Origin of the sequence: Gluconacetobacter entanii, from assembly GCF_003206495.1 — a bacterium.
Taxonomy (GTDB): domain Bacteria; phylum Pseudomonadota; class Alphaproteobacteria; order Acetobacterales; family Acetobacteraceae; genus Novacetimonas; species Novacetimonas entanii.
In genome coordinates, this window is sequence record NZ_NKUF01000019.1 from 25,397 (window position 1) to 45,233 (window position 19,837).

Below are 19,837 nucleotides of genomic sequence, written 5' to 3' on the forward strand. Positions count from 1 at the left end.
AGAGACGACCGTGACAGCCCTCCCCCCCGTGCCCAGCCTGAAGAACGGACAGCGCATCGTCGTCAAGATCGGCAGCGCGCTGGTGGTCGATGCCGAGACCGCCTCCCCCCGGCAGGCATGGCTGGAAAGCGTCGCGGCCGATATCGCAGCGTTGCGGGCGCAGGGTGCCGAGGTCATTGTCGTGTCATCCGGCGCGATCGCCCTGGCCCGCCACCAGCTTGGCCTGACGCGCCGGGTGCTGCGCCTTGATGAAAAGCAGGCCGCCGCCTCCGTGGGGCAGATCCGCCTGGCGCAGGCCTGGACCAACGCCCTGTCGCGCCACGACCTGAACGCGGCGCAACTGCTGCTGACGCCGGACGATACGGAACATCGCCGCCGGTACCTCAATGCGCGCGCCTCGCTCAACACGCTGCTGACGCTGGGCTGCGTGCCGATCATCAATGAAAATGACGCCATCGCGACAACGGAAATCCGCTTTGGCGACAATGATCGGCTGGCCGCGCGTGTGGCGGAAATGACCACGTCGGACCAGCTTGTGCTGCTGTCGGACATCGACGGGCTGTATACCGCCGACCCGCGCACCGATCCCGACGCCCGGCACCTGCCGGTGGTCGAAAGCCTGACGGACGAGATCGAATCCATGGGGGGCGCGCCGCCGCCGGGCTATTCCTCCGGCGGGATGCGCACCAAGCTGATGGCTGCGCGGATCGCGACGCAGGCGGGATGCGCCATGGTCATCGCGCAGGGCAAGCCGCTGCATCCGCTGCGCGCATTATGGAATGGCGGGCGCTGCACATGGTTCCTGCCGTCGCCGGATGCACGTTCGGCGCGCAAGAAATGGATTGGCGGCAGCCTGACGCCGGCAGGCACCCTTGTGATCGACGATGGCGCGGTCCGCGCGCTGCTGGGCGGGTCCTCCCTGCTGCCTGCCGGGGTGCGCTCGATCTCGGGCACGTTTGACCGGGGCGACCTTGTCAGCGTGACCGACATGCACGGCCAGCGCATCGCCCATGGCCTGTCATCCTATGGCGCGGCGGATGCGCTGCGCATCATGGGCCGCCAGTCCGACGAGATCGAGGACATCCTTGGATGGCATGGCGGCGATGAACTCATCCATCGCGACGATCTCGTCATGAGCGACCGGGCCTGCATACCCGCCACCTGACACCCCGCCACAAGGCGAGATTTACGGCCGGGGGGGCCAGCGCAGGGTCGGTTCCGAACGCTGCCGCCGTTCCGCCCATCGCATCGTGCGGGGAAAGCCCTTGCGCGCCATCGCGGCACGCTCGCCCGTCCTGTCGGCCTCCGCCGCGGGCGGGACGGGTGTGCGCAGGGGCGCGCGCACCGGACCCGAAGCCGGTGGCGCGGATGGCCGGGGCGCCTGCTGCTGCGGCGGCGGGGGCGCCGTCGGGGGCGCAGGGGGCGCATCCTCCGGCATGTCATCAGGATGGACGGGCGGCGCCTGCACCGTGACGGGCGGGACCGCGCGGCGTTCATAGGCCGGGATGTCGCATTCCTGGTCGTCGGGGTCCAGCAGGCGGGCGGCGCGGGCCCGCGACACCTGCCCTTCGCCGGACATGTCCGGGTCGTCGCGGTCCTGCGCGCGCAGAACTTCGGACAGGGGTTCGCCCGACGTGACCTCCGCCTCCTCGCGCGCCGGGGCGGAGGTGCTGGACATCGCCATGACACGCAGTTCGGCCTGCAGGTCATCAATCTGCACCGCAAGGGCGTCAAGCCGCCCCTTCACCCCGATCACGGCGAACGGGACCAGCATCCACAGGACGGCGAACAGCAACCCGGCGATCAGGACCAGCGCCTGCGCCCACTGGGGCAGCCATTCGGGCCAAGGTAGCGTCATGGGTATCTCCTGACCTTGTGCATGACAGGAAACATACCCTTACGCCGGGCAGTCAGCCATATGGCCATCATCCCTGCGGGGCATCACATGCCCAGCGCGCGGCGATAGATGTCGAGCAGGGTTTCCTGTTCCTCCACCTCGGCCGGTTCCTGCTTGCGCAGGCGGATGATCTGGCGGATCACCTTCGTGTCGAAACCTGCGGACTTCGCCTCGGTATAGATGTCCTTGATATCGCCCGCGAGGGCCTTGCGCTCTTCCTCAAGCCGTTCAATACGCTCGATGATGCTGCGCAACCGGTCGGCCGCGATACCGCCAACGGCCGCGCTGCTTTCGTCGGTTTCTAAATTATCGGCACTCATTGTCAGCTGCCTCCGGATATGGTGATGGGGCCGTCGTACGCGCCACCACGCCTTCCATCGGCGGGGCGACATGCATGACGCTTTTGAACGGCTGGCTTATCGCGATGATGGGCGCGGGTCAATGCCAGCTTGACATGCTCCGAAAGGGGGTCCTAATCGGTCCCTGACCGTTGGTACCGGCGTGTCCGCGTTCCCGATATGCTGTGCATGGCGGAAATACGGGGCTGGAAACAGAACATCAGGCAGGAGGCCGATTTTCATGGCACATCTTCCCCCCGTCGATACGTTCGACTACATCGTCTTCGGTGGAACGGGCGACCTGACCATGCGCAAGCTGCTGCCCGCGCTGTATTACCGTTTCCGCGACGGGCAGGTGCCCGCGGATGCCCGCATCATCGCCACCGCGCGCTCCCCCCTCTCGCGCGAGGAATACCAGGCCAGCGCGCAGCAGGCGCTGCAGGAGCACATCCCCGCCGCCTCGCTGGAGGCGGACACGGTCTCGCGCTTCATCAACCTGCTCTATTATGTCAGCCTCAACGGTGCGGAGGCGCAGAGCCACTGGGCCGACCTGCGCACGCTGCTCGACAGGGAGCCTGCGACCCGCATCCGTGTCTATTACCTTGCGACATCGCCTGCGCTGTACGGGCAGATCTGCGAAAACCTGAGCAAGCAGGGACTGGTCACGGAACAGTCGCGCGTCGTGCTGGAAAAGCCGATCGGCACGGACCTGGAAAGCGCCAACGCCATCAATGACAGCGTCGGGCGGCATTTCCCCGAAAACCACATCTTCCGCATCGATCATTACCTGGGCAAGGAAACGGTCCAGAACCTGATCGCGCTGCGCTTCGCCAACCCCGTGTTCGAACGGCTGTGGACCAGCGATGCGATCGATTACGTGCAGATCACCGCTGCCGAGACCGTGGGCGTCGAGGGACGCGGCGCGTATTATGACAAGTCCGGCTGCCTGCGCGACATGATCCAGAACCACCTGCTGCAGGTGCTGTGCCTTGTGGCGATGGACCCGCCGGTGTCGCTGTATGCGGACAGCGTGCGCAACGAGAAGCTCAAGGTGCTGCATGCGCTCAAGCCGATCAAGCCGTCGGAGGTCGCGATCTACACCTCCCGCGGGCAGTACATGCGCGGCCATGTCAACGGGCAGACGGTGGGCAGCTACCTCGAGGACCTTGGCGAAGGCGTCACGAGCGAGACCGAAACCTTTGTCGCGCTCAAAGCCGAGATCCTGTCCTGGCGATGGGGCAACGTCCCGTTCTACCTGCGTTCGGGCAAGCGCATGGCGGAGAAATGCAGCGAGGTCGTGATCCAGTTCAAGTCCGCGCCGTGGACCATCTTTTCCAACAGGCCTGCCGCCAACCGCCTGATCATCCGCATCCAGCCCGACGAGGGCGTGATGCTGTCGGTCTCCACCAAGGACCCGACCCCCACCGACAGCCTGACGCTGCGTGAGGCCGACATCAATATCGAGTTCGAAAAGGCGTTCAACATCCGCTATCCCGATTCCTATGAACGGCTGCTGCTTGATGTCGTGCGCGGCGACCCGATCCTGTTCATCCGCCGTGACGAGGTGGAGGCCGCATGGAAATGGATCGACCCCATCCTGCAGGGATGGAGCAAGAACGAAGCCCCGCTCGAACCCTATCCCGCCGGGACATGGGGGCCGGAGGGCGCGCGCAACCTGCTGGCGCAGTCGGGACATCTGTGGCACGAGGACATGAAATAACGCATGGCAGCCCCTCCCCGCCTTTCGGGCCGGAACCGCGCGCCCATGACGATCCGCCAGCGGATCATCCGGCGCGTGCTGATGATCATTCCCATGGCGCTGCTGACCTTTGTCGTCATGCGCATTGGGTGGCTGGACCAGGCCGCGGACAAGCTGACCTTCTCCAAGGTCAGCTGGTTCGACAACACCGCACTGGTGGAGCATTTCCGCACGGTCGTGACGCATAACGGCATGACGCACGACCGCAAGGACTGCCTGCTGTTCGTCCTCAATGGCAATGACCCGCCCGACGCCACCAACCTTGAGGTGATGGAGCGGCATTCAGGCTCCTGCCCGGGGGATCGCAACACGCTGCCGCGCCTGTTCACGCTGCGGGTGGACCGCCTGTCGCAGAGCGTGCAGACCGACTGGCAGACGCCCGGCGTATTCCACGCCATGCCGCAGTAAACAGGATACAAAGACGCCGCCTTTTTTAAAAAAGGCGGCGCCCGGTTTTTTTCAAATACCTGTTCAGGACCGCGCGAACGCCTCGCGCAGTTTGCGCGCGCCATAATGGATTGCGGATTTGCCACCCGGCAGGAACGAATAGAAATTCAGGAAGCCATGGACCGTCCCCGGCCATGTGCGCGTACAGGCCTGTGATCCCGCCTTCTCCATCGCGGCGGCATACCCCGTCCCCTCGTCGTGCAAGGGATCGCACTGCGCCAGGGCAATGACGGCAGGTGGCAGGTTGGCAAGCGATGATGCGAAGATCGGGGCAAAGCGCGGGTCGCACAGGTCCTTCGGGTCGCGGACATATTCCTGCGCATACCATTCCATCACCCGGGTGCTCAGGACATACCCGTTGGCATAGACCTCGCGCGAGGGAACCGGACGCTCCCCATACAGCGAGGGATAATAGAGCAGTTGCAGGGCAAGGGGCGGATGCTTCCATCCCCTGCTCATCTGGCTGAGCACGGCGGCGAGCGTGCCGCCCGCGCTGTCGCCCGCGACCGCAACCTTCCCGCCCCAGCGCCATGCCTCCGCCGCCACCCACTGCAGCGCGGCCCAGCAGTCATCCACGGCGGCAGGAAATTTGTTTTCCGGCGCAAGGCGGTAATCGAACGACACGACCGCCGCCCCCGACTGCCGCGCCAGGCGGCAGCAGATCCCGTGGTGGGAGTTCAGGCCGCAATGGACATACCCGACCCCATGCATGAACAGCACGACGCCGCGCACCCTGCCATAGGGAACATAAAGCCGTGCGGGACGCAGTTCGGTCGCACCGGGCACACGGATGTCGATCACGCGCCGGACCTGCAGGCTCGACAGGCGTTTGGGAAAACATGGGCGGTCGAAGCGCCTGCGGATATCCTCCAGCGAATGGGGGACATGGTTGTGATGGGCGGAATGGGCCTTCGCGCCGAGCAGGAACAGACGGGTGAGAAAACCCGGAAGCCGCCCGCGCACGGGGGCCGCGGACGTCGCGGCATCGGAAACAGACAACAGCACGCCTTTCGTGATCGGTCATGAGTTTTCGCGTCCCAAGGCTTTAGCCCTTGACGCGCGGCGCATGCACCGCCAGTTTCCGCATGCCAGACGGTCGGACGGCCGCTGTTGGTGCGCATATGCGCAGTGATGGAGGAAAGTCCGGGCTCCACGGAAGAACGGTGCCGGCTAACGGCCGGCGGGGGCGACCCCAGGGACAGTGCCACAGAAAACAGACCGCCCCCACGGCAGAGGGCCCGGTTTCACGACCGGACCGGATGTTGGGGGCAAGGGTGAAACGGTGCGGCAAGAGCGCACCGCGCGCATGGTAACATGGGCGGCAGGGCAAACCCCACCGGGAGCAAGACCGAATAGGAACGGCAGGCGGGCGGATTCCGGTCCGCGCCGCCAGGGGCCTTCCGCCCCGTCGTTCGGGTTGGTCGCGTGAGGCGTGCCGCAAGGCGCGTCCCAGAGGAATGGCCGTCCCATCCCCACGGGGATGGACAGAACCCGGCTTACAGACCGTCTGGCATCTTTATCCCCCGTCCCTGCCATCATTACGTCACTTCACCTGCCTGAATCGCGCGGGTACGGCGGTAACAAAGTATTCACCAAAAGAACAAACCATAAACATATCTGGAACAGAAATGAGCACGGGCAGAACATGGGGGATATATTCCTCTTTACCTGTCATTACAGGCCCCACCGCCGAACAATAGCAGTCTGCCGCCATTTCTTGCATATCTTTAATTGACCGCCCATGAAATCCCATGATATCCCACATAGACCCAGTGAAGTTGAGTGAAGGAAGTACCTTCACCCGCGCCGGGGACAGCGTCTCAGACCTCTGTAATCCATGCCAGGGAGGGCATCGCGCAGCGTGAGTGTATTCCTTGGCACGCATCAGAACCGGCTGGATGCCAAGGGGCGGGTCTCCATCCCGTCGGCTTTCCGCGCGACGCTCCGCACCCTTTCGCGTGCGGGCGAACCGCTGGTCATCATGCGCCCCTCGCACCTGCATCCCTGCCTGGAGGCCTGGCCAAGCGCCTCGTTCTCCGCGCTGGCGCGCCCGCTGGACGAGGTGGACATCTTTTCCGAGGATCACGACGACCTCGCCACCGCGCTCTATGCTGATGCCTATCCCCTCGACGCGGACAAGGAAGGACGCATCCTGCTCCCCGAAACCCTGCGCGCGCATGCCAACCTGAGCGAACAGGTCACCTTCATGGGGCTTGGCCGTATCTTCCAGGTCTGGGATCCCGACGCCGCGAACCAGCGTCGCGCCGAGGCGCGTGCACGTGCGCGGGCGATGACATCCGGCAGGAAAACGGTGGCATCCCCGCCGGAAGGATCGGCATGACCACGATGACATCCCTTCCCCCGGCATCGCTGCCGTGTGCCGACGGCGGCCATGTCCCGGTCATGCTGGACGAGGTACTGTGCGACCTCGCGCCGCGTGATGGTGCGACATACCTCGACGGGACATTTGGCGGCGGCGGATATGCGCGCGCGATCCTGTCTGCGGCCGACTGCACGCTGTGGGCCATCGACCGCGACCCTGCCGCCATCGCACGCGGGGAGGTTCTGGCCACGTCCTTCCCCGACGGGCATGGGCAGTCGCGCCTGCGCCTCATCAAGGGCGGGTTCGGGGACATGGCCGCCCTGCTCGCCGCGCGCGGGGTGGGGGCGCTGGACGGCGTGACGCTCGACCTCGGGGTGTCGTCCTATCAGATCGACCAGCCGGAACGTGGCTTTTCCTTCCGCATGGACGGGCCGCTCGACATGCGCATGGGTGATGAGGGCACAACCGCCGCCGATGTCGTCAACCGCTATCAGGAAAGCGAACTTGCCGACATCATCTACACCTATGGCGAGGAACGGATGTCCCGCCGGGTGGCGCGCGCCATTGTCGCGGCACGGGCGGAGGCGCCGATCACCACCACGGCGCGCCTGGCGGATGTCGTGCGTTCGGTCGTGCGCGCGGACCGGTCGGGCATCGACCCCGCCACCCGCACCTTCCAGGGGCTGCGCATCTACGTGAATGATGAACTGGGGCAGATCGAACGCGGGCTGGAACAGGCGCTCGGCCTGCTCGCACCGGGCGGGCGCCTGGTGGTGGTGTCCTTCCACTCGCTTGAAGACCGTCTTGTGAAGCTTGCGATGAACCGTGCGTCAGGCCGCATGCCCGGCCCGTCGCGCCACGATCCGGGGGCCGCCGTACAGCGTACGCAGCGCCCGGCCTTCCGCCTTGTCAGGAACAAGGCCATCCGTCCGTCGGGCGCCGAATGCCACCGCAACCCGCGTGCGCGCAGCGCGCGGCTGCGCACGGTCGAACGCGTCGCGACATTCCCCTCCACCGAGTCCGCCACACACATGGGACAGCAGCAATGATCCGGATCATCACGCTTTTATGCGCCATCATGACGGCGGGGTCCGGGCTGTTCCTGTATACGAAGAAGCAGCAGACCTCCGCACTGGACCAGAAGATCGCGCAGATCGTGATGCAGACCGAACGCACGCGCGACCAGACGGCCATGCTGCGTGCGGAATGGACGATGCTGAACCAGCCCGACCGGCTGCACAAGCTGGCCGAACGCTATGACCCGACGCTGCGCCCCGTAGCGCCCACGCAGTTCGTACAGGTCGCCAGCCTGAGCGCGCACCTGCCCGCACCGGGATCCACCGCCCCCATCGCACCGCCCAACCCGCGTGCGAACATGGGTGTCGCCCTTGCTGCCGACCATATGCCCATTGCGACGGCAGACCCTGTCGCACGTCCGCATGCCCCCATGGTGATGCCTGCGGCAACGCTGGAACAGGCCAGCGTGCCGCATCCGGTGGCGCAGTCCGCGCCCCTCCCGCCAGTGGTGACGCACCATGCGCCACCCGCCCATGTGGAAGCGGCCGCCGTGCATCCCGAACATCCGGAGCATGATGGCATAAGGGCCACGCCGGAACACGCCGCCCCCCGTCCGGTGGAGCATGCCGCCCCGATGATGGCGCAGAACGAAGCCCCGGCAGCCCATCCGCCGGTGCATGTGGCCCATGCCGCCACCACCCCCGCGCCCGCCCATGACGTCATGCTGGCCAGTACCCGTGTCGCGCCCTATCACTACCATCCCGCGCATGAAGTGTCGGAGGCCGCATGGCATCCGGCCGAAGCCCTTCCCTCCGTCCGGGGTGGTGGCAGTTCGCTGGCCAACTCCCGCACGTCCGCCCTTCCCCCGCCCGTACCCGTCAGCAACTGACGACGGTCGCTTCCGCTGCCGGATACCGTCGGTGACATGAACGATACGCCCCGCCCATCAGACCAGGATACGCAAACGGACAGTTCCCGCCCCACAGGCGGGACTTTGCGCATGACCCAGGTACGCTACAGGACGGACACCCGCCTGCTGGTGGTCGCCGGGGTGTTCTGCGTGCTGTTCGGCGCGGTGGGCGTAAAGCTTGCCATCGCGACGATCATCATGCCGCTCGCCCCGCAGCAGCACCAGATCGCGCCGCAGGTCCCCCCCATCCCCAAGAGCGACCCCAAGGGCATGGTGGCCAACGACATCGTCCTGCCGCAGGTGCACCGCGCCTCCATCGTGGACCGCAACGGGCAGGCGCTGGCCATCTCCCTGCCGGTGGCGCAGGTCTATGCCAACCCGCAGGAAATGATCGACCCGCAGGACGCGACGCACAAGCTCAAGCACGTCCTGCCCCACCTTGACGAGGCGGAGACCCTGCGCCGCCTGTCATCGGCGCGGCAGTTCGTCTATCTGGCGCGCGACATCTCGCCGTCGGAGGAGCTGGCGATCAACAACCTCGGCATCCCCGGCATCTACTTCGAGCCCGGTGAGCGCCGCCGCTATCCCATGGGGCGTGTCGCGGCCCAGATCATGGGGGGCGTGGATATCGACGACCACGGCGTTGCAGGCGTGGAGCGTTTCTTTGACAAGCGCCTCGACAGCAACCGCGCGCCGCTGACGCTCTCGCTCGACGTGCGGGTGCAGAACGTGGTCCATGACGAACTGCAGTCGGCCATGGACACGTTCCAGGCGATCGGGGCCTGCGCGATCGTGATGGACGTGCGCAACGGGGAAATCATCGCCATGGTCAGCCTGCCTGACTATGACGCCAATGATTTCGGCCATGCCCCGGCCGACGCCCGCTTCAACCGCGCCGTCACGGGGATGTACGAACCCGGCTCCACCTTCAAGCTGCAGACGACGGCCATGGCGCTGCAGGACGGGGTCGCGCATATATGGGACCGTTTTTCCAGCGTGCCGATCAAGGTTGGCCGCTTCACCATTTCGGATATGAAGAACGACCATTTCGACCCCTGGCTCTCCCTGCCCGAAGTGATGGCCCATTCCTCCAACCCGGCGGCGGCGCATATCGCGCTGGATGCGGGAGCCGCGCGCCAGCAGGACTGGCTGCGCAACATGGGTTTTTTCGCGCGCGTACCCATCGAACTGCCCGAGGCCGGGCGTCCCATCGTCCCGTCCACGCACAACTGGGGCGTGTCCACCGTCATGACCGTGGCCTTTGGCCATGGTGTCGCCGAACCGCCGCTTGCGATCGTGCGCGGCACGGCGGCGACGGCCAACGGCGGCTTCCTGCTCAGACCCACGCTTTTGCTGCATGACCAGGACAGGACACCGGGGGGCACCCCTGTTCCCGATACCGACATGGCAGGACAGGTGCCCGATGCGCAGCGCCTGATCTCGGCGGAGAATTCGAACATCCTTCGCAAGATCCTGCGTCTTGACGTGACCAAGGGGACGGGCGACCGCGCGGAATCCCCGGGCTATTACGTGGGGGGCAAGACCGGCACGGCGGAGAAGATCGGCGCGCATGGCGGCTACCTCAAGCATGTCAACGTGTCGGCCTTTACCGGCATATTCCCGATGAACGCGCCGCGTTACGCGGTGTATGTCATGCTCGACAGCCCGAAGCCCACGGCGCAGACACATGGATGGACCACGGCGGGGTGGAACGCGGCGCCCACGGCCTCGCACATCATCACGCGCATCGCGCCGATGATGGGCCTGTTCCCCGACACCACGCATCAGGAAGCGATCGAGAATTCGCTCTACATCCCGATGCGCCCGTCTGTCCCGCATGGATATCGCGCGCTGGGCCCGGGAAATGATCCCGGCACGCAGCGCCTGCAGGAAGGCGAAGGCAGGCACCATGCCGGCCGCCACGGGACGGGGGAGATGACCTCCGAAGAGGGGCACGTGGCGCGCATGCACGCCGCACGGGATGAACGCGAAGACGCCCTGCCATTAAAGAAGCGGCAGGAACGGGGATAGACATGAAACTGACGACTGTACTGCACCGCGCAGGTCTTGCGGCGGATGGCTGCGGCCATGACCCGGAGGTCAGCGGCATTACCGCCGACAGCCGGCAGGTGCGCCCGCGCATGATCTTCGCCGCCATCGCGGGCAGCCGTGCCGATGGCCGCGCCTATATCGAACAGGCGCTGCAGCACGGGGCCTGCGCCATCGTCTCGACCCCGGATGCCTGCACTGCGGTGCGGCAGGCGCGCCCTGACATCGCCACCGTCGCCACCGACGATCCGCGCCATGCGCTGGCGGTGATCGCATCGGCGCTGATGCCCGCCCTGCCCGGCCATGTCGTCGCGGTCACCGGCACGAACGGCAAGACCAGCACGGTCGAGTTCCTGCGCCAGATCTGGCAGCAGCAGGGCCATGCCGCCGCCAGCATCGGCACGCTTGGCATCATCGCGCCCACTGTCCCCGCCCTGTCGGGGCCGTCGCTGACGACACCCGACAGCGTGACGATGGCGCTCACGCTCGGGACGCTGCACGAACACGGGGTCGATGACATCGCGATCGAGGCGTCCTCCCACGGGCTGGCGCAGCGCCGCCTTGACGGGGTGCCGATCGCCGCCGCCGGGTTCAGCAACCTGACGCGCGATCACCTTGACTACCACGACGACATGGACAGCTATCGCGCGGCGAAACTGCGGCTGTTCGACATGCTGCTGCCGGCGGGTGGCCTTGCGGTGGCCAATGCGGACATGGACGGCGCGACGCTGGACGCGCTGCGCACGATTGCCATGAACCGTGCGCTGGACCTGCGTCTGGTTGGCGAAGGGGGTGATGCCATCCGCCTGCTGCGCGCGACGCCCCGCCCTGACGGGCAGGTGCTGGAACTGGAGTGTGACGGCACACGCCGCGAGGTCGAAATACGCCTGCCCGGACGTTATCAGGTGGACAACATGCTGCTGGCCGCGGGACTGTCGGCGGCGGACATGGACGGGGTGCGCGCGGCCATCGACTGCCTCCCCGCCCTTGTGGGGGTGCGCGGGCGCATGGAACTTGCCGCCACCCTGCCCAACGGGGCGGCGGTGTATGTCGATTTCGCCCACACGCCCGATGCGCTGGAACGCCTGCTGCAATCGCTGCGGCCACATGCGTCGGGGCGGCTTGTGGTGGTCTTCGGCGCGGGCGGCGACCGTGACCGGGGCAAGCGGCCATTGATGGGCGAGGTTGCCACGCGCCTTGCCGACATGGCCATCGTCACCGACGACAACCCCCGGACCGAGGACGCGGCCGCCATCCGGCGCGAGGTCATGGCGGGCGCGCCGGGTGCTGCGGATATCGGCGGGCGCCGCAACGCCATTGCAGAGGGACTGTCCCGACTGAAGACCGGCGACGTGATGGTCGTAGCGGGCAAGGGCCACGAACAGGGACAGACGATCGGCACGACGGTCCTGCCCTTTGACGACGTTTCCACCATTCGCGAACTGGTGGGCCAGTCATGACCGTCCTGTGGACCCGCCCCGACCTGATCGCGGCGACAGGCGGGCATTTCCTTGCGCCTGCCACGCCCGGCGATGCGATACGCGCCACGGATGTTTCCATTGACACGCGCACGCTGGCGGCGGGTGACATCTTCGTAGCACTGGTGGGGGAAAATTCGGACGGGCATGCGCACATCCCACGCGCGCTGGAGGCCGGGGCGGCCGTCGTGATCGCCCATCGCGACACTGGCGTAAAGGATCCGCGCATCCTGCTGGTGGAAGACACGCTGGCAGCCCTCAACGCCATGGCGGCCTTCGCGCGTGACCGCTTTTCCGGCCGGATGATCGCGGTGACCGGCAGCGTGGGCAAGACCACGACAAAGGACATGCTGCGCCATGCGCTGGGCGCGTGCGGGCCGACACACTGGGCCGTCGCGTCGTACAACAACCATTGTGGCGTGCCGCTGACACTGGCGCGCCTGCCCGCATCGGCCATGTTCTGCGTGTGCGAGGTGGGGATGAACAACCCCGGCGAAATCGCGCCACTGGCCCGGATGGTGCGGCCCGATGTCGCGGTCATCACCACCATCACCGGGGCGCATCTGGGCCATATGGGAAGTCTGGAGGCCATCGCGCGGGAAAAGTCGGACCTGATCGCGGCCCTGCCCCATGATGGCGTGGCGATCGTGCCCGATGACGTGACGGGCATGGCGGCGTTCACCACACAGGCCCGCAGGCATGGCGCGCACCTGTGGACGGCAGGCACCCTGCCCGCCAGCACGGCGCGGATGGAGGATTACAGGCCCCATCCCGGTGGCGGCACGTTCCGCGCCCTGATCGATGGATGGTCGGGCACGGTCGAACTGCATGCGCCGGGCCGTCACATGGCGGCCAACGCGCTGCTGGCGCTGGCGGCGGCACGGGCGGTCGGGGCCGACATGGCGCGCGCGGTGCGGGGTCTTGCGGATTTCCGGCCCGGGGCCGGGCGTGGGGCGATCACGCCCATCCTCGACGGGCAGGCCAGCCTGCTTGATGAAAGCTACAACGCATCGGTCGCCTCCATCTGCGCGACGCTCGATGTGCTGGGGCAGGTCCCGGCACGACGGCGCATCGCCGTGCTGGGCGACATGCTCGAACTCGGCACGTTCGCGCGCGACCAGCACGAATCCCTCCTTCCAGCCGTCCGCAAGCATGCGGACCTTGTTTTTTGTTGCGGCCCGAACATGAAATATCTCTTTGACCTCCTGCCTTCCTCCCAGCGCGGTGCGTGGACGCCCGATGCCGCGACACTTGCGCCGATGGTGCGCGCGCAGGCACGGGCGGGTGACGCGATCCTTGTAAAAGGAAGCCTCGGGCTGAAGATGCGCCAGGTGGTCGATGCCCTGCGTGCCCCCACCGTGGATGATGACGCGCGGGGGCGCGCCTGATGCTCTATGACCTGTTCCAGCGGCATGCAGCGGGCCATGTTTCCGTCCTCAACCTGTTTCACTACATCACCTTTCGCGCGGGCGCCGCGTGCCTGACGGCGCTGGTGCTCAGCCTCATGCTGGGCAACCCGCTGATCGCGCGCCTGCGCCGCATCCAGCGCGGCGGACAGCCGATCCGCGCGCTGGGGCCGGAACGCCATATCGTGGAAAAGGCCGGAACGCCGACGATGGGCGGCGTGCTGATCCTTGTCTCCCTGCTGGGATCGACGCTTTTGTGGGCGGACCTGACCAACGGGTTCGTCTGGGCGGTGATGACGATCACGCTGGCGTTCGGCGCGGTCGGGTTCGCGGATGATTACCTCAAGCTGTCGCGGCGCAACACCGATGGCGTGTCGATGCGCATGCGGCTGGGCTGTGAATTCGCGGTCTCCCTGCTGGGCGGGATCTGGATCGAAAGCCTGATGCCACCCGACCTTGCGAACCACCTCGCCTTCCCCTTCGTCAAGGACCTGCTGCTGCCGCTGGGCTATGCCTTTCCCGTGTTCGCGATGATCACGATCACCGGGTTTGGCAACGCGGTCAATTTCACCGACGGGCTGGATGGACTGGCGATCGTGCCAGTGACCATCGCCGCCCTGGTGTTCGCGCTGATTTCCTACCTCGTGGGCAACCATATCTTTGCCGACTACCTGCAACTGCATGCGGTGCCGGGCACCGGGGAACTGGGCATCTTCTGCTCCGCACTGGTGGGGGCGGGCCTGGGATTCCTGTGGTTCAACGCGCCGCCCGCGGCCGTGTTCATGGGCGATACGGGCTCGCTCGCGCTTGGCGGCGCGCTGGGGGCGGTGGCCGTGTCGGTCAAGCATGAACTGGTGCTGTGCATTGTCGGCGGCCTGTTCGTGATCGAGACGCTGTCGGTCATCATCCAGGTCTTCTGGTACAAGCGTACCGGGCGGCGGGTTTTCCTGATGGCGCCGCTGCACCATCACTTTGAGAAAAAGGGATGGCCGGAATCCAAAATCGTCATACGCTTCTGGATCGTTTCCATTGTGCTGGGACTGTGTGGCCTTGCCACGCTGAAACTGAGATGAGCGCATTTCCCACCAACCTGTTCACCGGACAGCGCATCGCCGTGCTGGGCCTTGGCCGCAACGGTCTGGCCGCCGCCCGCGCGCTTGGCGCGATGGGCGCACGGGTGCAGGCGTGGGATGACACGCTGGACAAGGCCCCCATCCCCGCCACTGCGGGCGTGGAGTTCGCCCCGTTTGCGGACCTGTCAGGGTTCGATGCGCTGGTGATGTCGCCGGGCATCCCCCACACCCTGCCCGCCCCCCATCCGGTGGCGGCCATGGCGCGCGCGGCGGGGGTGCCGATCGTGTCGGATGCGGAATTCCTGTTCCGCGCCGTCCGCCGTGCGGGATCGCGCGCGCGGTTCGTGGGCGTGACCGGGACCAATGGCAAATCCACCACCACGGTCCTGCTGGCGCACCTGCTGCATCATGCGGGCATTCCTGCCATCGCGGGCGGGAACCTTGGCCCGGCCGCCCTGTCGCTGCCATTATTGCCGGATAATGGTATTTATGTGCTTGAAATGTCTTCCTACATGCTTGAACGGCTCGACAGCCTGCATTTCGACGCGGCCTGCCTGCTGAACCTGACGCCCGACCATCTGGACCGGCATGGCGACATGGCGGGCTATACGCGTGCAAAGCTGCATGTCTTCGACCGTCAGGGCGCGGGGGACCTCGCCGTTCTGGGCGACACCGTGCCGGACTGCGCGCACCTTGCCACAGGTCTGCGTTCGCGCGGCATCGACGTCAAGGTGGTCGGCGGTGATGCGGATGCGCCGGACATGTGGGTGCGCGACGGGATGCTGCGTGACGGCGCCGGCGTGATTGCCGACCTTGCGCACGCCACCTCCCTGCCCGGCACGCACAATGCGGAAAACGCCGCCACCGCCACGGCCATCGCGCTGTGGCTGGGCTGTCCGCGCGACATGATCGACACGGCACTGGCATCATTCGACGGGCTTGCCCACCGGCAGAAGACCATCGGCACGATCGACGGCATCCGCTTCATCGACGACAGCAAGGCCACGAACGCCGACTCCGCCGCGCGTGCGATGGCGTGCCATGACCGCATGATCTGGATCGCGGGCGGGATCGCCAAGGCGGGCGGGATTGCGGACCTCGCCCCCCTGTTCGGGCGGGTGGCGCATGCGTTCCTGATCGGGCGTGACGCCCCTGAACTGGCGCGGACGCTGCAGGCGCACAATGTCGCCCATACCATTGTCGGCACGATGGAGCATGCGGTGCCCGCCGCACTGGCGGCTGCGCGGACGCAGGGCGTGCCGGTGGTACTCCTGTCGCCCGCCTGCGCCAGTTTCGACCAGTTCACCGGGTTCGAGTCGCGCGGCCTGCGCTTTGCCGAACTTGTCGCCACGCTGGACACACCATAATGGCAAGCCTGTCACGCATCAACACATCGCCCATGGCGCGATGGTGGCGCAACGTGGATCGCGTCACCCTCATCTGCGTGGGGATCCTGATCGGGTTCGGCTATATCCTGATGCTGGCGGCAAGCCCGGCGGTGGCGGTACGTATCGGCGCGTCGCGCGACATGTTCATCTTCAAGCAGGTGTGCTTCCTGATGCTGGCGGCGCTGATCGTGGTCGGCACGTCGCTGCTGTCGGTGCGCGCGGTCAGGATCCTGGCCGCCGTGGGGTTCGTGCTGGGCATCATGGCCACCGCGCTGACGCTGGTCCACGGGATCGAGATCAAGGGCGCGCGGCGCTGGATCGCGCTGCCGATGATGTCGGTACAGCCGTCCGAGTTCCTCAAGCCCTGTTTCGCCGTGGTGACGGCGTGGCTGCTGACGGAGCGTCAGAAACGCAGGTATTTCCCCGGTATGCTGATCTCGCTCGGCCTATTCGGGGTCGTGCTGCTGCTGCTGAAATCACAGCCCGACATCGGGATGCTCAGCGTGATTACGACCGTCTTCATCACGCAGCTTTTCGTCGATGGGCTCAGCCTGTTCCTCGTGGCGGGGGGCGTGGGGTGCATGATCGCGGCCTTCATCGGGGCCTATGCCGTCTTCCCGCATGTCCGCTCCCGCGTGGAGCGTTTCCTCCACCCCGAAGTGGGCGACCATTACCAGATCGACACCGCCCTGCGCGCCTTTGGCAATGGGGGGCTGCTGGGGCGCGGACCGGGCGAAGGGCGGGTGAAGGACCTGCTGCCCGATGCGCATGCCGACTTCGTCTTTGCCGTCGCGGGGGAGGAATTCGGCATGATCGTCTGCCTGTTCATCATCGGGGTGTTCGGCGTGATCGTCATTCGCGCGCTGCTCAAGCTGCTGCGTGAAAACGATCCCTTCATCGTCGTGGCCACGACCGGGCTTGTGACCGGGTTCGGGCTGCAGGCGTTCGTGAACATGGGATCGACCCTGCACCTGATCCCGACCAAGGGCATGACGCTGCCCTTCATTTCGTATGGCGGGTCCTCCGCCATGTCCGTGGCGCTGACGATCGGCATGGTCCTTGCGCTGACCCGCACGCGCGTCAACACCGCCGACAGCCAGTTCGGGCAGTCCACGCCCGCGTTCCTGAACCGGAGACCCCGCCCATGACCCCGCGCCCCATCATCATCGCCGCCGGTGGCACGGGGGGACATTTCTTCCCGGCGGAAGCGCTGGCCAGTGAACTCGTCCATCGCGGGCACGAGGTCGCGCTGATGACCGACCGCCGCGCCGGGATCCGTGAAAAGGGTATTTTCGCCGGACGGCAGCAGTTCGTCCTGCCCGGCGCGGGGATTGCGGGACGCGGCATCATGCGCGCCGCACGCGCCGCACTCGCCCTCGCGCACGGGACATGGCGCGCGCGCGCGATCCTGCGCGGACTGCATCCGGCAGCCGTCGTGGGGTTTGGCGGCTACCCGTCCGTCCCGCCACTGCTGGGCGCGCACCTGATGGGAAAGGGCCGGCCGCCGGTCTTCATCCATGAAGGCAACGCGGTGATGGGGCGGGCCAACGCGTTCCTGTCACGCTGGGCCAGTGCGATCGCGACCTCCTTTCCCACCGTGGCGGGCCTGCCGCCGGGTGTTCCCGTCACCGAGACGGGCATGCCGGTACGCCCCGACATCGCGGCGGTGCATGACGTGCCCTACCAGCCATCCAGCTGGGTGATCCGGCTTCTGGTCTGGGGCGGGTCGCTTGGCGCGCGCATCTTCAGCGATGTCGTGCCCGCGGCACTTGAAAGCCTGCCCCCGCCGCTGCGCGCACGCATCGAGGTCACGCAGCAGGCGCGGGCCGAGGACGTGGAGCGCGTGCGCGCGGCCTATGCCACGGCCGGGATTCCCGCGCGTGTCGCACCGTTCCTCGACAACGTGCCCGACCTGCTGCGTGACGCGCACCTGGTGATCGGCCGTGCGGGCGGATCATCCGTGGCGGAGGTGACGGTTGCGGGACGGCCCGCGATTCTCGTGCCGCTGCCGATCGCCGCAAGTGACGAGCAGAGCGCCAATGCCCGCGCACTGGTCGCGGCCGGGGCGGCGTGGATGATCACGCAGGCCGACCTGACGCCCGGCAGGCTGTCCGCGATGCTGGTGGAACTGCTGGGCGATCGCGACGCGCTGGCGCGGGCGGCGGCCCGTGCACGGACGATCGGACGCCCCGATGCCGCCGCGCGTCTGGCGGACATGATAGAAGGATGCTTGCATCCCATGGCCAGTGCCGCCTAATCCGGCAGAGCGAAGATGGAGACTGAGACATAATGAGAGCCCTGCCCCTTTCCATTGGCACCATCCACTTTGTCGGCATAGGCGGCATCGGCATGTCCGGCATCGCCGAAGTGCTGCACATGCTGGGCTATGCGGTACAGGGGTCCGATATCGCCGAAAGCGCCAATGTCGCGCGCCTGCGCGCATCGGGCATTCCCGTAACCATCGGCCATGACGCGGCCAACCTTGGCGCGGCACAGGTAGTCGTGACCTCCACCGCCGTGCAGCGCGACAATCCCGAAGTCGTGGCCGCGCGTGCGCGCCTGATCCCCGTTGTCCGCCGGGCGGAGATGCTGGCCGAACTGATGCGCCTGCGCTGGTCGGTTGCCGTTGGCGGCACGCATGGCAAGACCACGACCACCAGCCTTGTCGCCGCCGTGCTGGAGGCCGCCAAGCTGGACCCCACCGTCATCAATGGCGGCATCATCGAGGCCTATGGCACCAACACCCGCATGGGTTCGGGCGACTGGATGGTGGTGGAGGCGGATGAAAGCGACGGGTCCTTCCTGCGCCTGCCCTCCGTCATCACGGTGGTCACCAACATGGACCCCGAACACCTCGACCACTGGGGCACGGAGGAGGCGATGCAGGCGGCGTATGACCAGTTCGTCTCCAACATCCCGTTCTACGGCTTTGCCGTGCTGTGCATCGACCATCCCGCCGTGCAGCAGATGATCCCGCGCCTGTCGGACCACCGGATCATCACCTATGGCTTCTCCCCGCAGGCCGACATCCGCGCGGAAAAGGTCATTACCGACAAGCTTGGCGCCACGTTCGAGGTGGTCGTCACCAGCCGCAACCGCAACCGTTCGCGCCGCGCGGGTCCGTTCCGCCTGCCGATGCTGGGCCATCACAATGTCCAGAACGCGCTTGCGGCCATCGCGGTGGGTATCGAGATGGAAATCGACGACGCGACGATCCGCTCCGCCTTCGCCGCGTTCAAGGGGGTCAAGCGCCGCTTCACCCGCACGGGGGAGACCGGGGGCATCACCGTGATCGACGATTACGGCCACCACCCGGTGGAGATCGCCGCCGTGCTGAAGGCCGCGCGCCAGGCGGGGGCGAACAATGTCATCGCGGTGATGCAGCCACACCGTTATTCGCGCCTGCAGAGCCTGTTTAACGAATTCTGCACCTGCATGAACGACGCTGGCACCGTCATCATCGCCGACGTCTATGCCGCGGGCGAAAAACCGATAGAGGGGATTGACCGCGATGCCCTGGTCGAAGGACTGCGTGAACGCGGGCACCGTTCCGTCGTACCCCTGCCGGGGCCGGAGCACCTGGCGGAAATGATCAACGCGATCGCACGTCCCGGTGATTTCGTGGTCTGCCTTGGCGCGGGATCCATCACGCAATGGGCGCAGGCCCTGCCGGAACAACTGGCGGAACTGCAGGCCGCCCCCACCACCCCGGCGGCACACAAGGGAGAAGACGCGGCGTGATGACACAGGCT

18 protein-coding genes and 1 other RNA gene are annotated in these 19,837 nt (G+C 66.6%); 15 read left to right on the forward strand and 4 right to left on the reverse strand.

Translation table 11 applies throughout. From position 1 onward, the window contains the following. The first annotated feature begins 10 nt into the window (after positions 1 to 10). Positions 11 to 1,165, forward strand: coding sequence for a glutamate 5-kinase (gene proB / locus CFR72_RS09720; protein WP_110913764.1), 1,155 nt, complete (start codon positions 11 to 13; stop codon positions 1,163 to 1,165). Positions 1,166 to 1,186: 21 nt separating this feature from the next. Here the strand turns inward: proB and CFR72_RS09725 are convergent, their stop codons facing one another. Further along, a complete protein-coding gene (locus CFR72_RS09725; protein ID WP_110913765.1) occupies positions 1,187 to 1,858 on the reverse strand; it encodes a hypothetical protein in 672 nt (223 codons plus the stop codon). A gap of 83 nt (positions 1,859 to 1,941) precedes the next feature. Next, positions 1,942 to 2,217 carry a DUF2312 domain-containing protein gene (locus CFR72_RS09730; protein ID WP_110913766.1) on the reverse strand — a complete coding sequence of 92 codons (276 nt, stop codon included), beginning with the start codon at positions 2,215 to 2,217 and terminating at the stop codon, positions 1,942 to 1,944. Positions 2,218 to 2,476: 259 nt separating this feature from the next. On the opposite strand from CFR72_RS09730, the gene zwf reads away from it, so the two are divergent. Both zwf and CFR72_RS09740 read left to right on the forward strand, forming a co-directional pair. Next, positions 2,477 to 3,955, forward strand: coding sequence for a glucose-6-phosphate dehydrogenase (zwf, locus tag CFR72_RS09735; RefSeq protein ID WP_110913767.1), 1,479 nt, complete (start codon positions 2,477 to 2,479; stop codon positions 3,953 to 3,955). A gap of 3 nt (positions 3,956 to 3,958) precedes the next feature. Beyond that, positions 3,959 to 4,402 (forward strand): hypothetical protein, encoded by a 444-nt coding sequence (locus CFR72_RS09740; protein ID WP_110913768.1) that lies wholly within the window; start codon positions 3,959 to 3,961, stop codon positions 4,400 to 4,402. 63 nt (positions 4,403 to 4,465) lie between these two features. Here CFR72_RS09740 and CFR72_RS09745 read toward each other — a convergent pair whose 3' ends face one another. Beyond that, positions 4,466 to 5,446: an alpha/beta hydrolase gene (locus CFR72_RS09745; protein WP_208630003.1), complete on the reverse strand. Its 981-nt coding sequence runs from the start codon at positions 5,444 to 5,446 to the stop codon at positions 4,466 to 4,468. Positions 5,447 to 5,529: 83 nt separating this feature from the next. Here CFR72_RS09745 and rnpB point away from each other — a divergent pair. Continuing rightward, positions 5,530 to 5,956, forward strand: an RNA gene (rnpB, locus tag CFR72_RS09750) — RNase P RNA component class A. A gap of 28 nt (positions 5,957 to 5,984) precedes the next feature. Here the strand turns inward: rnpB and CFR72_RS17220 are convergent. Beyond that, the gene (locus tag CFR72_RS17220; protein ID WP_146220703.1) at positions 5,985 to 6,242 is read right to left on the reverse strand and encodes a hypothetical protein; all 258 of its coding nucleotides are present in this window, start codon (positions 6,240 to 6,242) and stop codon (positions 5,985 to 5,987) included. Between the two features lie 60 nt (positions 6,243 to 6,302). Here CFR72_RS17220 and mraZ point away from each other — a divergent pair, with 60 nt between their 5' ends. Genes mraZ through murC form a run of 11 tightly spaced genes read left to right on the forward strand, consistent with a single transcriptional unit; the run spans position 6,303 to position 19,826 of the window. After that, on the forward strand, positions 6,303 to 6,782 hold the full coding sequence (gene mraZ / locus CFR72_RS09755; RefSeq protein ID WP_110913769.1) for a division/cell wall cluster transcriptional repressor MraZ: 480 nt from the start codon (positions 6,303 to 6,305) through the stop codon (positions 6,780 to 6,782). 5 nt (positions 6,783 to 6,787) lie between these two features. Beyond that, a complete protein-coding gene (gene rsmH, locus CFR72_RS09760; RefSeq protein ID WP_110913793.1) occupies positions 6,788 to 7,813 on the forward strand; it encodes a 16S rRNA (cytosine(1402)-N(4))-methyltransferase RsmH in 1,026 nt (341 codons plus the stop codon). Further along, positions 7,810 to 8,670 (forward strand): cell division protein FtsL, encoded by an 861-nt coding sequence (gene ftsL / locus CFR72_RS09765; protein WP_110913770.1) that lies wholly within the window; start codon positions 7,810 to 7,812, stop codon positions 8,668 to 8,670. Before rsmH ends, ftsL begins: the two co-directional genes overlap by 4 nt. Before the next feature lie 36 nt (positions 8,671 to 8,706). Beyond that, positions 8,707 to 10,722: a peptidoglycan D,D-transpeptidase FtsI family protein gene (locus CFR72_RS09770; RefSeq protein WP_110913771.1), complete on the forward strand. Its 2,016-nt coding sequence runs from the start codon at positions 8,707 to 8,709 to the stop codon at positions 10,720 to 10,722. 2 nt (positions 10,723 to 10,724) lie between these two features. Continuing rightward, positions 10,725 to 12,200 carry a UDP-N-acetylmuramoyl-L-alanyl-D-glutamate--2,6-diaminopimelate ligase gene (locus CFR72_RS09775; RefSeq protein WP_110913772.1) on the forward strand — a complete coding sequence of 492 codons (1,476 nt, stop codon included), beginning with the start codon at positions 10,725 to 10,727 and terminating at the stop codon, positions 12,198 to 12,200. After that, entirely contained in the window at positions 12,197 to 13,606 is a 1,410-nt protein-coding gene (locus CFR72_RS09780; protein WP_110913773.1) for a UDP-N-acetylmuramoyl-tripeptide--D-alanyl-D-alanine ligase, read from the forward strand. Before CFR72_RS09775 ends, CFR72_RS09780 begins: the two co-directional genes overlap by 4 nt. After that, a complete protein-coding gene (gene mraY / locus CFR72_RS09785) occupies positions 13,606 to 14,697 on the forward strand; it encodes a phospho-N-acetylmuramoyl-pentapeptide-transferase (RefSeq protein WP_110913774.1) in 1,092 nt (363 codons plus the stop codon). Before CFR72_RS09780 ends, mraY begins: the two co-directional genes overlap by 1 nt. After that, positions 14,694 to 16,064 (forward strand): UDP-N-acetylmuramoyl-L-alanine--D-glutamate ligase, encoded by a 1,371-nt coding sequence (gene murD, locus CFR72_RS09790; RefSeq protein ID WP_110913775.1) that lies wholly within the window; start codon positions 14,694 to 14,696, stop codon positions 16,062 to 16,064. Before mraY ends, murD begins: the two co-directional genes overlap by 4 nt. Then, on the forward strand, positions 16,064 to 17,233 hold the full coding sequence (locus CFR72_RS09795; protein WP_110913776.1) for an FtsW/RodA/SpoVE family cell cycle protein: 1,170 nt from the start codon (positions 16,064 to 16,066) through the stop codon (positions 17,231 to 17,233). The genes murD and CFR72_RS09795 overlap by 1 nt, the downstream gene beginning before the upstream one ends. After that, positions 17,230 to 18,342 (forward strand): undecaprenyldiphospho-muramoylpentapeptide beta-N-acetylglucosaminyltransferase, encoded by a 1,113-nt coding sequence (gene murG, locus CFR72_RS09800; protein ID WP_110913777.1) that lies wholly within the window; start codon positions 17,230 to 17,232, stop codon positions 18,340 to 18,342. The genes CFR72_RS09795 and murG overlap by 4 nt, the downstream gene beginning before the upstream one ends. A gap of 32 nt (positions 18,343 to 18,374) precedes the next feature. Continuing rightward, on the forward strand, positions 18,375 to 19,826 hold the full coding sequence (gene murC / locus CFR72_RS09805) for a UDP-N-acetylmuramate--L-alanine ligase (protein WP_110913778.1): 1,452 nt from the start codon (positions 18,375 to 18,377) through the stop codon (positions 19,824 to 19,826). Positions 19,827 to 19,837: the final 11 nt, after the last annotated feature.